Origin of the sequence: Capnocytophaga sputigena (genome assembly GCF_002302495.1) — a bacterium.
GTDB classification, from domain to species: domain Bacteria; phylum Bacteroidota; class Bacteroidia; order Flavobacteriales; family Flavobacteriaceae; genus Capnocytophaga; species Capnocytophaga sputigena.
Genome location: NZ_CP022379.1, coordinates 1,559,533 through 1,575,888, shown reverse-complemented (window position 1 = coordinate 1,575,888; position 16,356 = coordinate 1,559,533). Strand labels below are relative to the sequence as shown.

Below are 16,356 nucleotides of genomic sequence, written 5' to 3'. Positions count from 1 at the left end.
TCTTTTAAAATTTAATAGTTTCTTCTTTTTTTACTTTTTCAACAAACTTATTTAAAGTAGTAAGGTTATAAACACTTGGAATGGCATTGTAGGCTTCCTCTAATTTGTTTTTTGCTGAAAGCCAACCTTGTCCATCGGTTATCCAAACAAATTCATAATTCTCATACTGATTGATTTTAGGAGCTACTTCTGAATAAGCTCTTGCAACTTCATTGAGTTTTGATCCTCCTGTATTATAAAAGTTGGTTTCTATCAAATACGTTTTTTTCTTTGTCTTAATAACAAAGTCAAAACGTTTTACATCAACACCAAGACTTTCTATATCAAGAAATAAAGTGCTATTTACTTCTTTTTTATAGTATACCTCTTCTCTATCAAAAAGTAATGATACTGCCTTAGACATATTGTCTCCTCCTCTATTTTTACGAGCATTAGTGTCTAAACCTACTTCAATTCCAAAAACATAATCCACTAAATTAGTAATTTCTTTATTTTTGAAAACCTCAGCTAATCTAGTTTCGCAAATGTATTCTAAAATACTTTTAGGAGAAGTAAAATAATTTTCTAATGAAACTATTTTGCCTATATTATCCAATATTTTAGTATTTTTATTACGTACTGCAATTAGAATATCCAACACTTCAAATACTTTTGGATTTTCTTCATAAAGTTCATTTATAGCTTCTTCTAAATTATCTTTTCCTATAAGGTAATTTAGCTGATTGAGTTTTAAAGCTATTTTTCTTACATTCCCTATTACTTTCTGAAAATCTACAAAATAATCAAGAGTTGCATTGGTTTCACTAAGCTGTGATAAGAATGTTTTAAATTGCTCTTTCATAATTTTTAAATTGGTTGTAATTTGTAATTAATAATTCATTTAATACCCCTCGCTTTTCAGGGTTAGCATTGATACTTCTTTTGGCTAATACGCGTTTTATTTCAAAGTCAGCATATAGTTCATCAAAAAAATGATTGTTTTCGTCTTTTCCTTTTACATCTGAATTGCTGAGTATCCAATAGTGATTCAAGTTGTCTAATTTTTGGCAGAAATCTCTTAATCTAATTTGTTCGTTATCGTCAAAATTGTCTTTTGCATAAGCATTGAAGTTAGAGGTCTCGCTCAAAGGTTTGTAAGGTGGATCAAAGTAGAACAAGGTGTTCCCCTCGGCATATTGAATAGTTTGCTCGAAATCACCACATATAATTTCCACCTTTTGCAATGCTTTACTTACTGCTAAAATGTTTTCTTTATCGCAAATCATAGGACGTTTGTAACTACCTATGGGCACATTGAACTCATTTTTACTATTTACACGATATAAACCATTGAAACAAGTGCGATTTAAGAATATAAATAAGGCTGATTGGTTTAGTTTTTCTTCATTTCTGCTATTAAACAAGGCTCTTTTCTCATAATAGTATGCTTTTTTAGCCTCTTGTTGATCTTCTAAAGCGTGGTATTCTTTTTGTAAATGTTCAAGAATCGCTATTAACTGATCGGGATTTTCGGCAATAGTGGAATAAGTATCTATCAAATCTTTGTTGATATCATTGATTATTGCTTTTTTCATATTAGGAAACTCATTGAGTAACCAAAATAAGACAGCTCCACTCCCTACAAAAGGTTCTATGTAGGTAAAATTCTCATTATGAACAAAATTAGGTAAATTATTTTTGATTTGTTCTATGAGTTGTGTTTTACCTCCTGCCCATTTTAAGAAAGGTTTTGCTATGTGATTTGTGTTCTTTCTCATTTAATTTTTTATCTACGCTTTTGTTTAGTTAAACAACAATTCGCGGTATTTGGTGAGTGTCCAAAGTTCGTCGTCTACCATAAGTTCGAGTTTGTCGCAATGGTAGCGTATTATCTCAAAGAAAGGTTTGACCTTATTGCAATAAGCATCGGCTTTGGCTTCAAAGTCGGGAAGGTGATTGGCGTGCTTGCGCGCCTCCACCATTGCCTCTACCTGACTGTGGATCACCTTGATATGCTCGGAAATATGGCGTATGAGCTCCATTTGCTCGGCAGCTACTTCTTGATAACTATCGCCAAAGATTTCTTTTAAGCCTTTCACGTTTTCAATAAGGGTGTTTTGGTAACGCACCGCAGTAGGCACCACGTGATTACGGGCAATATCGCCTAATACACGCGATTCTATCTGTACGGTTTTCACGTATTCTTCTAAGCCAATTTCATAACGCGCCAAAAGCTCTACTTTGCTGAGTACCCCTATACTTTCAAACAAAGCCACAGCCTTCTCACTGATGTTTTCTTTCAGTGCTTCAGGAGTAGTTTTATGATTACTCAAACCACGACGGGCAGCTTCCTCTTCCCATTCTTTGCTATAACCATCGCCCTCAAAGCGTATTTTCTTACTTTCCTTAATGTAGCGGCGCAACACTTTAAAAATCGCATCTTCTTTCTTCTTGCCCCCTTCGATAAGTGCATCAACTGCTTTTTTAAACTCGGTGAGCTGTTGAGCTACAATGGTGCTCAGTACCATTGTAGGCTTGCCACAGTTGGCTTTAGAGCCCACTGCACGGAACTCGAACTTGTTGCCCGTAAAGGCGAAAGGTGAGGTGCGATTGCGGTCGGTAGTGTCGAGGAAGAGGTCGGGTATTTTGCCTACTACGTTCAGTTTGAGTTCGGTTTTTTCCTCAGGAGATAAGTTATCAGACGATACCTCTAGGGCATCTAACACTTGAGTAAGCTGTTCGCCTATAAACACCGATACAATGGCAGGCGGTGCTTCATTGGCACCTAATCGGTAATCATTAGTTGCTGATGCCACTGAGGCTCTTAACAAAGGTTCATATTCACATACTGCCTTGATAGTGCAGATGAAGAAAGTGAGGAATTGCAGGTTCTTGATAGGCGTTTTGCTGGGTGCTAAGAGGTTTACGCCCGTATCGGTTACAAGCGACCAGTTGTTGTGCTTACCCGACCCATTCACCCCTGCAAAGGGTTTTTCGTGGAAGAGAATTACAAAGTCGTGGCGCTCGGCTACCTTGCGCATCACGTCCATCAGCAGGGAGTTTTGATCGACAGCAAGGTTGGCTTCTTCAAAAATAGGCGCCAATTCAAACTGGTTAGGTGCGACCTCATTATGGCGCGTTTTCACGGGGATACCGAGCAATAGGCACTCTTGCTCCAAATCGCGCATAAAAGCTAACACACGGCTGGGAATTGCCCCTAAATAATGGTCGTCCAGCTGTTGTCCTTTTGCCGCTTGATGCCCTAAGAGGGTTCTGCCGGTAATCATCAAATCGGGGCGGGTATTGGCAAGGGCTTTATCGATGAGGAAGTACTCTTGCTCACAACCTAAGGTAGTGGTTACTTTGCTCACATTTTTGTCGAAATAGCGGGCTACCTCGGTAGCTGCTTGGTCGAGAGCGCTAAGAGCTTTGAGCAGTGGCGTTTTATTGTCTAACGCCTCACCAGTATAGGCGATGAAGATTGTAGGGATACAAAGCACGGTGCCGTAGACAAAAGGCGGTGAAGAAGGATCCCAAGCGGTGTAGCCCCGTGCCTCAAAAGTATTGCGGATACCGCCATTGGGGAAGCTGGAAGCATCAGATTCTTGTTGAACCAGCTGTCCGCCCCCGAAGCGTTCGATAGCACGGTCGCGGGTAACGGGCTCAAAGAAAGCGTCGTGTTTTTCGGCAGTGCCTCCTGTAAGAGGTTGAAACCAGTGGGTATAGTGGGTAGCGCCTTTGGAGATTGCCCAATCGCGCATAGCGGTCGCCACTTGATCGGCTACACGGCGGTCTATTTTAGTGCCATTGTGAATAGCGTTCATTACAGCGGCAAAGGCATCGCGGGTCATCAGTTGGCGCATATCCTCTTCGTTGAATACATTTTGGGCAAACAGTTCGGAGCGTTTGCCATTTTCGGGTACCGCCACCGGTTTGCGGTTTTGTGCGGTAGTAAGAGCGGTAAATCTTAGCATTTTCTAGGTGTTAGGGGGTTAGGTGTGAGCCACACGGCCAGTTTTATTGAAAAGGTTGATCGAGTAGGACGAGGTCAGACGAGGCAGACAAGTCGGACAAATTTGATAGAGAATTCTGACTAATGACTAAAAGTTAATGGTTATATTTTAGGTAATTTTTGAGAGTTTTCGGCAATTGTTTTCTCATCACGTGCTACTTTGCGTTCTAATTTCTTAATATCTTCAGCGGGAGGCAATTCTTCTGGCTTGATACCACGTTGTCCTAACATTTGTCGGACACTTTTATTATTCTGTACGTGCTCCTGTGTGATAGCAGGTTCGCCGTGCAGATCGTTATTCTCGACATTGTAATTGGTCATTTCGGTAGCGAGGTTCTTAGCGGCAATGGTAAGGGTTGGCAGGAAATCGGCTAAAGGTCTGTTAGCTTTTACCCCTAACCGCAGCTTCATATCCTCAGTAGTATGTCCGCCAAAAAGAGCGGTATCGCCTTTGGAGCGGATACGCGCAAAGCCTTTATCGTCAACGCCACGCTCATAAATATTCTGTGAGAGTTGCTTTTCGGCACTTCTGAGTTTATCACGTGTTTCTAAACGAGAAAGCAAGTTAAGCCGTTCTTCAATGAGTTCTGCCTTACGGGTTTGTACGGCAAAATAACTCTGAGCAAAAGCTACTTCCTCCTTTTTAGGGTCGCCATTCTGAGCAATGAGATAGCAGGCATAACGAGTAAGCATAAAATCTACTACTTCACGCTTTCCTCCTTTACCAATCTCGATCATTTTCGTGACCTCACGAAAATGATCATCTACATTGATTTGTTGCGACTTACACGAAGCTACTGCTCGGTGTATAGCCACCAAAAAGTTTTCCCAACGGGCATAGCCCAATATGGTTTGTAATTCACGGGCAAACCATACTTCTATTTTCTCTTTGGCATCTTCACTCTCTATATGATGTGTAATGCTATCGAATTGGTTTTTGTACTGTAGAATACTATTCTTATCCATAATAGTGTGAGCCACACGGGCAATTTTATTGAAAAGGTTGGGCGAGTAGGGCGAGGTCAGACAAGGCGGACTAGTCAGAGGAGGCGGACACCACCCCCTGAAACCTGATACCTAACACCTGAAACCTAACCCCCTACAACTGCAGGGTAATAGGGGCGTTATCCTTTGATTTGAGGGTAACGGCTTTGCTGGTTTTTAAAGTATTTCCGGTTACATCATCACCTGAAAGGTTCTGCTTGTTCTGGTTGTAATACACTACAAAATGATACACTTCACGCTCATCAAATTTATCTACACTAAGGGTAAAAATTGCTTTTCCTTCGTCGTCAGTTGCCATTGATTTGGCGTGGAAAGTAGGTTTTGAGCCATTTTTGTGTTCCCAAGCCCACTGGTCATAGGCGTAGATCACCCAATTCTTTAGAGGGATGCCATTGGCATCTTTTAAGTAAACAGTTACATCTACTTTACCTTCCATTTTTTTGATGTCCTCTTTGCTACAAGCTACAATAGCAAGTGCAATCAACAGTGTTAAAATTGTTCTTTTCATTGTTTTGTTATTTAGTTATTAGGGTTTAAAGGTTGAGTTAGAGGGTAGTGCTGAAGCATTTAGATGACAAAAGTACTAAATTTTTCTTATATTTGCACTTTCAAACTGAAAAAAGAATGAATACGCTCTTTACCATTGGCATCTTTTTGTGTTTTTTCTTGGCGATACTGCTGTTTTCTAAAAAGTCTCAATCCCTACCGGATAAGGTGTTGGGGGTATGGCTTACGTGCATTGGTATTTACCTGCTGAACTACTATCTGCACTATTTGGGTTATTGGGAGAAATACCCGCATTTGGTAGGAGCTACCCATCCTTTTCCACTGCTTTTTGCGCCTTTTGTGTATTTGTACGTATCGGTGTGTGCGCGTGAAGACCAACGCTTTCATTGGCGCGACACTTTGCACTTCCTGCCCTTTGCAGTAGGCTATATAGCGATGTTCCCCTTTTTATTTGGCTATTCGGCAGAAGAAAAGGCAATAACTGATAGCGCTGATTATCACAGTGATTATCAGTGGTTTTTTACCCTTTCGTTCATTGCTTTTGTGGTGGTGAGTGGGGTGTATTTTGTATTAGCTTATCGGAAAATTAACCACTATGAGCGGGTGATAGGTGAGAATTTTGGCTATAATGAGGGGATTAGCTTGCAGTGGTTGCAGTTGCTATTGTTAGGTTTTGTGGCTATTGTAACAGTATTGGTAACGGTGTATGTGGTGGAATATTCTTTAGAAATAGACACGGGATTTAATATAGAAATCATAGCCTTTGCGCTGTTTATACTATTTATCTTTGCGATTGGCTTTTGGGGCATACGCTATCAGGGGATTTTTAGTGCGAGTGGTGCAGGGAGGGTGACCAATCTCTCAGACAAGTCGGACGGGACTGACAAGGTGGAGGAAGTAGAGAATTTTAATAATTTTGAAGAGGAAACCAAAGCGCCTGAGTATCGCAAATCGGGCTTGAAAGCTGAAGAAGCGCCCGAACTACACCAACAGCTTTTGCGACTAATGCAAACTGAAAAACCTTACCTCGAGCCTAAACTCTCTTTGGCACAATTAGCGGAAAGGTTAGGCGTACTGCCTAATCACCTATCGCAAATTATCAACCAATACGAAGAAAAGAATTTCTACGATTTTGTGAACAGCTACCGCGTGGAAGAGTTTATCGATTTGGCTAAAAAAGATACCGATAAGAATTTTAACCTCTTAGGACTTGCTTTTGAAGCGGGGTTTAACTCAAAATCTTCTTTCAATCAGGTTTTTAAGAAATTTAAAGGAAAAACCCCAAGTGAGTTTTTAAGCTAAAAAGTAAAATTTGCTAATTTGCTAATTATTTTATACTTTTGTCGCTTTCAATTAATTATAAAATATTAGTGAGCTATGAAAATCTTCAACAATCTTCTCGTGAGGGTGATTTGTGGTATCCTCTTAGGAATACTCCTCGGCAACTATGCACCAGAATGGTTATACCGCATACTTCTCACTTTTCAATCATTATTTAGCAATTTCCTCAAGTTTGCTATCCCCTTGATCATGATGGGACTCATTATGCCTTCTATCGCCGATTTAGGCAAGAATGCGGGTAAACTATTGCTCATCACGGTAGGGATTGCCTATGTTTTTACGCTATTTTCAGGTTTTTCTACTTATTTAGTGGGCGAGGCTATCTTCCCTTCACTCTTACAAGGCGAACAACTCGCTTCTCTTGCTGAAAACAGTTTGAAATCTGCTCCTTATTTTACGATTGAAATGCCCCCACTTGCCGATGTGATGAGTGCTTTAGTTTTCTCGTTTATCATAGGGATAGGTTTATCGTTCAACGAAGAATCTAAACTCACCAATGTGATACGCGAGTTTGGCGATATTATCAAATGGTTGATTGTAAAAGCTATTATCCCTATATTACCTTTCTACATCTTGTGTATTTTTGCTGAAATTACTTATAGCGGACAAGTGCTTGCTATAATGGAGGTGTTCTTCAAACTAATCGTTATCCTCTTTGTAATGCACATTTGCTTGCTCATCATTCAGTATCTTATTGCAGGGGGTATTTCGGGCAAGAATCCTTTCAAAGCCTTGGGTACAATGCTACCTGCGTATGCCACTGCTTTGGGTACTCAATCCTCAGCAGCTACCATACCTGTAACCTTGCGACAATCGCTAAAATTAGGGATTTCACAACGCATCGCCGGCTTTGTCATTCCGCTTTGCGCTACTATTCACCTATCGGGGAGTACAATGAAAATCACCGCTTGCGCCCTTGCCCTAATGATGATCCAAGGAGTACCTTACGATTTTTCTCTCTTTGCCGGCTTTATACTGATGTTGGGCGTGGTGATGATCGCTGCCCCTGGGGTGCCTGGAGGTGCCATAATGGCGACCTTAGGAGTACTGAACACTATCCTCGGTTTTGACGAGAGTTTGCAAGGACTGATGGTCGCTCTCTATATCGCTATGGACAGCTTTGGCACTGCCTGCAACGTTACTGGCGACGGTGCTGTAGCACTGATTGTTGATAAAATTGCAAAGAGAGAGGACTCAGGGGAGAGGGGTTAGATAAGAGGTAAGAGATAAAAAAGAGATAGGAATTTGGCGATTTGTTTTTAGGCAAGAATAAACTCTGTCGTCAAATTCCTATCATTAACCATTAATCATTAATCACTGCTCTTATTTCTTTTTGTATATTTCTTCAAAAGGAAGCCTAAAACGTTCTCCCCTAATGCCTTGATCTTCACGCAGTCCGCAAGATACGAGCATATTCACTTCTGCTCCATAAGGCAGGTGTAATATCTTTTTTACACGTCGGCTATCAAAGCCTTCTATAGGGCAGGTGTCATAGCCTGCTTCTGCCATTGCCAGCATAAAGGTTTGCGCTACCAATCCGCAACTCTTGTGTACATTCACCCGCATATCACTTTCAGAAACGAGTTGCATCATAGGGCGAAACCAACTGCTAACTACCCCAAAAGTCTTGCGCAAAAGACCCAAAAGACCAAAACACCTGCTAAAGAGAAAAGGCATCAGCTGGTTGTAAAACTTCTCTTGTTCCTTGATGCGCTTGGCTTGTTTCTCTGGCGGACTATTGCGCTGTATATTACCGCGTTCAAACTCTAGAACCTTCTTGGCGTGCAGACGGTGTTTGTCTTGTCGGGCAACGAATACTACCATTTGCTGCGCTGTAGTAGCCGTTTGCTGGTCAAGGCAAGCGTGTCCTAGCTTTTTAAGCAGTTCCTTATCGGTGATGTGATATACCTCATACAACTGCATATTATAGGTGGTAGGCGCCAGAGTAGCCAATTTAAGGCACTCTTGCACCTTCTCTTCACTAATAGGCGTAGAAGCGTAATAACGCACCGCCCTTCTAAAATCTAAAATGTCTTTTAACATATTTATAATTGATATTTGATAATTAATTTACATCACTACACTTTTAGCAAATTAGCCGATTTGTTTTTAGACAATAAAGCATCAGGAAGCTGAACCAAAATCATCTTTAAAAATAAACGCTGCAGGGACTTTTTCGTTGAGAAGGAGTTCCTGCATTGCTTTGGTAAAGCTATTGGTTCCCACGATGTAATACTCACAATCGGTGAGGGTGTGGAGATGCTCCTTTAAGAAAGTAGCGTTGAGGCGCTTTTGGGTGGCGGTGAACACGGGCAGATAGCTATAATTAGCCAAAGTGCTGTGTTGTAATTCGCTGTGAAAAGCGGCTGAGGTTTCGGTTTTATTAGAGTAAAACACTGCTACTTCACCTGCAAATTGTTGTTGTGCTAAGGTTTTGAGCATCGGGAGTACGGGGGTAATGCCAATGCCTGAGGCGAGGAACACGATGCGCTTATTTTCTCCTTTAAGAGTGAAATTACCCATAGGGGCGAATATCGTAGCAGTATCGCCTATTGCCATTGCGGCAATACTCTTCTTAAAACTGCTATCGCTGAGGCGCATTGCGAATTGCAAAGTGTCATCTTTAGGATGAGAGACCATTGAAAGCGGACGCAAAGGTATATCCAATGCAGTATAACGAGGATTATCGAGGCGCAAAACAGCATACTGCCCTGCTTTATATTCCAAATCTTTAGGTTTTTCAAAAGTGAGCAAGATAGTGTTATGGGCGATAATTTCTTTGGCTAAGAGTTTTACACAGCGTTCATCGGTGAGCGTTGAGGGTGTGTAGTCACGCCATTTCACTTGAGTTTTCATCTTGTTTGCCGTCATAAAACCGCTGTAAATCGCCCCTGAATATCCCCCACCTGAAGGCGCCCAAGCTGAGGCAAAGTACAAGTTTTTCAGCGGTGAAGTGGTGAGCTTATCGCGTTTAGGGTAAGTCTGTTTCACCGATTGCACATAACCATAGGGGGTGCCCTGCGGGTTTAAAGTGTATCTTTTTATTGTTTTGGCAGTCGCTACCTCATAACACTCCAAGTACTGAAGAATAGTGGGAAATTCGGCTTCTAAACGGGCTAAAAACAACTGTGCGACTCTTTCCTTCTTCTGCTGATATTCCGCTTCACTGAGTCCTTCCCATTCTTTGAGGTAATCAATAGCACAAATTACTCCTACCGTCTTTCCCTCAGGAGCTAACTGAGCATCTACTACCCCGTAATTCACAAAAGTAAATGATTTTTGAGCCCAATCGCCTTGCGAATCGGCTTTTACATCTTTCAGTTTATAGTCTTTTTGACCTTGAATGATGGTAGAATAGTGGTTTACGCCGAGTTTTTTCAAATCGGTATTGAAACCCAAATAAATGGTGAGCAAGGAACAGGCGAGTTCTAAAGGCGCTACCTTTTGCGCTAATTTAGAGCGATAAGGCTCGGGGAGCATCTGGGCGACTATAGGTTGGGCAGCATTGGCGACCACACTATCGGCGTAGAGCGATTTTTTAGCTGCCGCACTGTTGAATGTATCGCGATAGCTCACCCCCACCGCTTGGTTGTTTTCCACCAAAATCTCTTCTACAAATTTACCCGTAAGCACTTGTCCGCCACGCTTTTCAATAAAGCGCACCAAGTAGTTAGAGAGCGATTGCGAACCCCCTTTCACAAAGTTGCCTCCTCCTTTTAAATAGCTACCTTGCGCCATCAGGAAGTACATCAGCGAGAGGTTATAAGGGTCATCGGTATAATAACCCAAATTAGCCGTGAGCACGTTTTTGAGTGCTTCATCTTTGATATTTGCATCCAGCCAATCACCTGTGTTCATTGTAGAAATTTTGATGATCGTGGGAATCAAGAAAGGCATCAGCGGGTAGAGCAATATATTGAGCCATTTGTTGCAAGGGAGCCGACGCATTTCGGCGTAAAGCTTATCGATAAGTTTAAAAAAGCGTTCGATTTCAGCTTTGCTATCGGGAAAATCAGCGATGAGTTTTTCTTTGGCTTCTGCCCCGTGATGTAGAGTACACTGGAAGTTTTGCTTCTTCAAATGGTAGAATTCGGGTACTTTTAGAAATTCTACTTCATTAAACACCCCTAAAAGTTCTAAGATAGGACGTTTAGGGTCGGTTTCGTGGAGTCCGTCGATTTCGTGCAAACCTACTTCCATCAAGTAATCTTTGCGTTTAAAAGCGGTGGCACAACCGCCAGCGATATAGTGTTGTTCGAGCACAATTACCTTCTTACCCCAGAGAGACAAAGTAGCTCCAGCGATGAGTCCGCCCAAGCCACTGCCTATAATAATACTGTTGTAATTTTTCATATTTGAGAAAAATTATTAATTTTGGGGCAAAATTACGGCGGTTGCGCAAGTGTGGCAATACGCAAAAATAACCATTTTTAATTGACGATGAGTACCTCAGCTTCTATGAAAATCTTAGCACAGAAGTATATCCCTTATGCCGAAATGCTTGCAAAAATAGGGAATAATGCCGTTTTTATAGTAGATAAAAACGAGCATTTCTATTTTATTTCCGATAAGTTTAAACTCTTTGGTTACGACGATATTCCTAAGAACGACAGTAGTGAAATGCAAGATTATCCGCTGAAACGACGCATTCACCCTGATGATTTGGCAATGAAAGAGCTCATAGATGAGAAGATTTACGAGTTTCTATCGTCCTTGCCCAAAGAAGAACAAGTGCAGTACAAATACATTTACGACTATCGCGGAATGGCAACCGATGGCACTTATGGGCGTGTGACTAACGAGGTGCAACTATTAGAAGTTACTGACGACAATTACCTCGCCTTAGGCATTATAGAAATTGCCCCTGACCAATCGGAGAACTTGCCGGTAAGGGTGCAAATGAAACATTGTATCACAGGGGAGATTATGCCCATAAAAATAGAAGAAGAAGATTTTGTGCTTACCCCGCGAGAAAAGGAAATACTCACACTTGCCTCGCAAGGCTTTTCGAGCAAAGAAATAGCTGAAAAGCTCTTCATCAGCACTTACACAGTGAATAGACACCGACAAAATATACGGGAAAAGTTCAATGCTGAAAGCCTTATAGAAGCGATTGACATCGCGAGGAAAAAAGGGTTTTTGTAGGGTATTAGGTGTTAGGGGACAGGTGTCAGGTGTTAGGGAATAGATATAAAAAAAACTTCCCTTTATCTAAAAATAAAGAGAAGTTTTTTATTTATTTACTAATTAGAATTCACGTGTACTTTCGGCATAGCCACTTTTGCTTTTGAAAACACGTACTGTTCCTATAGGCTCTTCTACTTTATTAATAACTGATTGTTGAAAATCCTTTATTGCATCTCCAGTAAATTCACCTGAAAGGGCAACTAAATCTCTTTCTTTGTTGAGAAAGAAAATAGTAAACTTATTACCTTCTCCTGAGATAACCGCATCTACACCATTAGCAGCATAAGTTCCTGCAGTGTGATTTCTATAGTCTATTTTTAACTTAGAGCCGTTTTGCTCGTAGAATCTATAGTAGAATCCGTCAAAGTTTGCTGATTTTAGAGGATCTTTTTCACCAAGGCTGGTATGGGTAAGTCCTAATTCGCCAGAGGAAAAATAACCTTCAACTTTTGGAGGGGTCGTACCTCCGTAGATAGTAGCTTTACCAGCAGCCATTTTTTGGATAGTTTCCTTAGAAGCAACGGCTGTTACCTCAGAAGAGAAATTATTATTTACAATTCCACCATTGCCTCCTTTTTCATTATCGGATTTTGAGCAGGAAGTCATTACAAATAGTGCACATACCACTGTGCAAAGTGCGTAGATTGTTCTTTTCATTTTTGCTATTTTTTTAAATTACAGGAGGCAAATGTACAATATTCAATACAACACCTCCCTATATCTCTTTGATATTTAATATGTTGTTTGTTTTTGAGCAATACTTTCGTAGTGAGTGAAAATGCGATAGGTACCTACCTTCATTATTTTATTGTTACTGTCATCTTTTTGAGTAACTGTTAGCACATAAACCAAATTCTTAATACCTTGAGATGTGAGTTCCCCTGAAATTAGAGTTATATCGTTATTCTTTACACCTTCTGTATTAGCAGCGTGGCTTAGGAAAACGGTAAACTTGTTACCGCTACCTGAAATGATAGCTCCATAGCCTGTAGCTACATCAAAAACACCAAATTTCAGTACTTTGTAATCCGATTTTACCTTTACTCCTTGTTGATCATAAAACTTATATTTATAATCGGCAGCTGGTTGTCCTTTGGTAAAGTAATGGTCGTCGGGGTCACTGGTGTAAAGGAATTTGAGGTTGTCGAGCAAATAGATACCCTCGATATTAGGCGGGTTAGTTCCTTCGTGAATGGTCATTCCGTTAGCAACCATTTCGGTAAGAGTTTTGTCGGGCAAAATGGCTTTAGCTTCCTTAGGAATGTTGAAGTTTGTAACTTCGACATCATTTTTATCCTTGTTCTTCTTGCTGTCGTTATCATCAGATTTAGAACAGCCAATAATGGTAAGCAGGGCAAATACGCCTGCGCAAAATGTGTAAATTGTTTTTTTCATTTTTATTTATTTTTAAATTGTTCAGTGATTATAGACTTTGCTAAAGTTTGCGACTCGTAATTCGTCATTCGTAACTCGTCATTTGCTAATTAGCTAATTCGTTTTCTCATTTCGTTGAGCTTCATCAGTGCCTCTACGGGGGTAAGGGTGTTGATGTCGAGACTGAGTAAATCTTCTTTTAGAGCTTCTAAGAGAGGATCGTTTATATCAAAGAAGCTCAATTGCATCTCTTTTTGGGCGTTTTTAACCACTTCGGCAGTGGGTACTACATTATGACTCTCCTCAAGCTTTTTAAGCATTTTATTCGCCTTCTGAATGACATATTGGGGCATACCTGCCATCTTCGCTACGTGTATTCCAAAACTGTGCGCTGAACCACCCTCGGTGAGTTTGCGCAAGAAAAGCACGCTGTCTTTGGTTTCTTTTACCGATACATTGTAATTCTTGATGCGCTCGAACTGCTCACTCATCTCGTTGAGTTCGTGATAGTGGGTAGCAAAAAGGGTTTTGGCTTTGCTGGGGTGCTCGTGCAAATATTCGGCGATTGCCCACGCTATGGAAATACCATCGTAGGTGCTGGTACCACGCCCGATTTCGTCCAAGAGCACCAAACTTCTATCGGAGATGTTGTTCAAAATGAGGGCTGCCTCATTCATCTCCACCATAAAAGTAGATTCACCCATAGAAATGTTATCGCTTGCGCCTACACGGGTGAATATCTTATCGACGATACCTAATTGAGTACTGGCAGCAGGTACAAAACTACCTATCTGTGCCAAGAGTACTATCAGGGCGGTTTGTCGCAAAATAGCCGATTTACCCGACATATTAGGTCCGGTAATCATTATAATTTGCTGGCGTTCGCGGTCTAAATACACATCGTTGGCAATGTAGGGCGTACCTACGGGCAATTGCTTTTCAATCACAGGGTGGCGACCATCCTTAATATCAATGGCGTACCCCTCGTTCATCTCGGGGCGGTGATAGTTGTTTTCCATCGCCAAAGTAGCAAAACCACAAAGGCAATCCAGCTGACCGATAAGCGTGGCATTTGTTTGTACCTGACCGATATACTCACTGATAAAAGCAATCAGTTCGGCGTATAACGTTTGTTCTAACTGAGCGATTTTCTCTTCAGCACCTAATATTTTGGCTTCGTATTCTTTGAGTTCTCCAGTGATATAACGCTCGGCATTCACAAGGGTTTGCTTGCGTATCCAATCGGGGGGGACTTTATCTTTATGGGTATTGCGCACTTCGATATAGTAGCCAAACACGTTGTTGCTATCTATTTTCAGAGAAGGAATACCCGTGCGTTGGCTTTCGCGCAAGAGCAAATCGTCTAAATAGCTTTTGCCCGAATGCGAGAGTCCGCGTAGTTCGTCCAATTCTGCCGAAAAACCTTTGGCGATAGCATTGCCTTTGGCGATGTTCACAGGGGCATCTTCACTGAGTGTTTCGGCGATGCGGGCACTGAGCTGTTCGCAACTGTGGAGCTTATCGCCCAAAAGGGTAAGCGATTCATTGGCAGAAGCCAAACACAACTGTTTTATCAGGGGGATATGTTCCAAGGAAGCGCGCAATTGCACTACCTCCCGCGGATTGATTTTAAGAGTAGCGACCTTAGAAATCAGTCGTTCGATGTCGCCCATACGGCTGAGGGCTGTTTTCACCTGCTCTAATACATCGATGTGTTTCAAAAAGTAATCGACCACCTCGTGGCGTTGACGGATTTTGTCTAACTTCTTCAGCGGTAACGCCAACCAGCGTTTGAGGGTACGACTGCCCATAGGCGATAGCGTTTTATCAATCACATCGAGCAAACTCACCGAGGGGGTGGTATTGCCCGCATAGAGTTCCAAATTGCGAATGGTAAACTTGTCGAGCCATACATAAGCCTCTTCGGCGATACGCTGAATGGCAGTAATGTGTTGGAGTTGGTGGTGTTGGGTTTCGGATAAGTAGTAGAGGATAGCCCCTGCGGTAAGAATCGCTTCGGTGAGTTCGTCTATGCCAAAGCCTTTGAGAGAGTTGGTTTGAAAGTGTTTGGTGAGTACCTGCTGGGCATAATCATCTTTAAAGACCCAATCTTCCAAATAGAAACAGTGGAAGTCGTCGCCAAAATGTTCAGCAAATTCCTTTTTTTGGTGTTTAGCAACGAGCAGTTCGCTGGGGCGGAAGTTCTGCAAGAGCTTATCGATATAGGTTTTATCGCCTTGTGCTACCAAGAACTCACCGGTAGAAACATCGAGAAAAGCTGCCCCACAACTTTGTTTACCCAACCATACCGAGGCTAAGAAGTTGTTGCTCTTGCTTTGCAATATATCGTCGTTGAGGGCAACTCCTGGGGTAACGAGTTCGGTAACACCTCGTTTTACGATGCCTTTCACGAGTTTAGGGTCTTCCAGCTGGTCGCATATTGCCACGCGGTAGCCCGCTTTTACGAGTTTGGGGAGATAGGTATTGATAGAATGGTAAGGAAAACCCGCCAATTCACTGCGCTCGGTACCGTTGTTGCGGTTGGTGAGCACAATGTCGAGGGTATGAGCGGCTTTTACGGCATCTTCACCGAAGGTTTCGTAGAAATCGCCTACCCTAAACAGCAGTAAAGCATCAGGATATTTGCTTTTTATCTGATTGTACTGCTTCATTAGTGGGGTTTCTTTTGCCATATATTTTAGTGAAAAGTGAAAAGTTAAGAGTGAAAAGTTTTGAAAGGGCAAAGATAGTAATAATTTGTCAATGAGCAATCTTGTTGGAAGAGTTTGTAAAAGAGGCTGTCCAAAAAGTTTTATTTGTAAGGGCGTTTGCAGCACATACCCAGCTATCGCTGGCTTTCCTACATAACACGTTTTAGAAGAATTTGATTATCAGTGAAATAAACGCCTTCTACCGAAAATCTTTCTCACTACCCACCGCAACCCTATATA

General features: G+C 41.6%; 13 protein-coding genes. 3 read left to right on the top strand and 10 right to left on the bottom strand.

Going from position 1 to position 16,356, the window contains the following annotated elements; translation table 11 throughout:
- Nucleotides 1-4 precede the first annotated feature (4 nt).
- The 5 genes from CGC57_RS06920 to CGC57_RS06900 all read right to left on the bottom strand — a co-directional run bounded on the left by CGC57_RS06920 (nt 5) and on the right by CGC57_RS06900 (nt 5,504).
- Nucleotides 5-841, bottom strand: coding sequence for a type II restriction endonuclease (locus tag CGC57_RS06920; protein ID WP_095898537.1), 837 nt, complete (start codon nt 839-841; stop codon nt 5-7).
- Nucleotides 825-1,757 (bottom strand): DNA adenine methylase, encoded by a 933-nt coding sequence (locus tag CGC57_RS06915; protein ID WP_095898536.1) that lies wholly within the window; start codon nt 1,755-1,757, stop codon nt 825-827. Before CGC57_RS06915 ends, CGC57_RS06920 begins: the two co-directional genes overlap by 17 nt.
- A 24-nt stretch (nt 1,758-1,781) precedes the next feature.
- Entirely contained in the window at nt 1,782-3,953 is a 2,172-nt protein-coding gene (locus CGC57_RS06910; RefSeq protein WP_095898535.1) for a glutamine synthetase III family protein, read from the bottom strand.
- 140 nt (nt 3,954-4,093) lie between these two features.
- A complete protein-coding gene (gene dinD, locus CGC57_RS06905; protein WP_095898534.1) occupies nt 4,094-4,957 on the bottom strand; it encodes a DNA damage-inducible protein D in 864 nt (287 codons plus the stop codon).
- A 133-nt stretch (nt 4,958-5,090) separates the two neighbouring features.
- Nucleotides 5,091-5,504: a hypothetical protein gene (locus CGC57_RS06900; RefSeq protein ID WP_095898533.1), complete on the bottom strand. Its 414-nt coding sequence runs from the start codon at nt 5,502-5,504 to the stop codon at nt 5,091-5,093.
- Between the two features lie 116 nt (nt 5,505-5,620).
- On the opposite strand from CGC57_RS06900, the gene CGC57_RS06895 reads away from it, so the two are divergent.
- Both CGC57_RS06895 and CGC57_RS06890 read left to right on the top strand, forming a co-directional pair.
- Nucleotides 5,621-6,805, top strand: a complete 1,185-nt coding sequence (locus CGC57_RS06895) for an AraC family transcriptional regulator (protein WP_095898532.1) — start codon at nt 5,621-5,623, stop codon at nt 6,803-6,805.
- A 75-nt stretch (nt 6,806-6,880) separates the two neighbouring features.
- Complete coding sequence (locus tag CGC57_RS06890; protein WP_095898531.1) at nt 6,881-8,056, top strand: dicarboxylate/amino acid:cation symporter; 1,176 nt, start codon at nt 6,881-6,883, stop codon at nt 8,054-8,056.
- 111 nt (nt 8,057-8,167) lie between these two features.
- Here CGC57_RS06890 and CGC57_RS06885 read toward each other — a convergent pair whose 3' ends face one another.
- Nucleotides 8,168-8,887, bottom strand: coding sequence for a nitroreductase family protein (locus CGC57_RS06885; RefSeq protein ID WP_095898530.1), 720 nt, complete (start codon nt 8,885-8,887; stop codon nt 8,168-8,170).
- A gap of 81 nt (nt 8,888-8,968) precedes the next feature.
- Nucleotides 8,969-11,197, bottom strand: a complete 2,229-nt coding sequence (locus CGC57_RS06880) for an FAD-dependent oxidoreductase (RefSeq protein ID WP_095898529.1) — start codon at nt 11,195-11,197, stop codon at nt 8,969-8,971.
- Nucleotides 11,198-11,284: 87 nt separating this feature from the next.
- Here CGC57_RS06880 and CGC57_RS06875 point away from each other — a divergent pair, with 87 nt between their 5' ends.
- Nucleotides 11,285-11,989, top strand: a complete 705-nt coding sequence (locus CGC57_RS06875) for a response regulator transcription factor (protein WP_095898528.1) — start codon at nt 11,285-11,287, stop codon at nt 11,987-11,989.
- A 102-nt stretch (nt 11,990-12,091) separates the two neighbouring features.
- On the opposite strand, the gene CGC57_RS06870 is transcribed toward CGC57_RS06875, so the two are convergent.
- The 3 genes from CGC57_RS06870 to mutS form a co-directional block, all read right to left on the bottom strand.
- The gene (locus CGC57_RS06870; RefSeq protein WP_095898527.1) at nt 12,092-12,688 is read right to left on the bottom strand and encodes a hypothetical protein; all 597 of its coding nucleotides are present in this window, start codon (nt 12,686-12,688) and stop codon (nt 12,092-12,094) included.
- A gap of 75 nt (nt 12,689-12,763) precedes the next feature.
- Nucleotides 12,764-13,426 (bottom strand): hypothetical protein, encoded by a 663-nt coding sequence (locus CGC57_RS06865; RefSeq protein ID WP_095898526.1) that lies wholly within the window; start codon nt 13,424-13,426, stop codon nt 12,764-12,766.
- Nucleotides 13,427-13,515: 89 nt separating this feature from the next.
- Nucleotides 13,516-16,098, bottom strand: a complete 2,583-nt coding sequence (mutS, locus tag CGC57_RS06860; protein WP_095898525.1) for a DNA mismatch repair protein MutS — start codon at nt 16,096-16,098, stop codon at nt 13,516-13,518.
- Nucleotides 16,099-16,356: the final 258 nt, after the last annotated feature.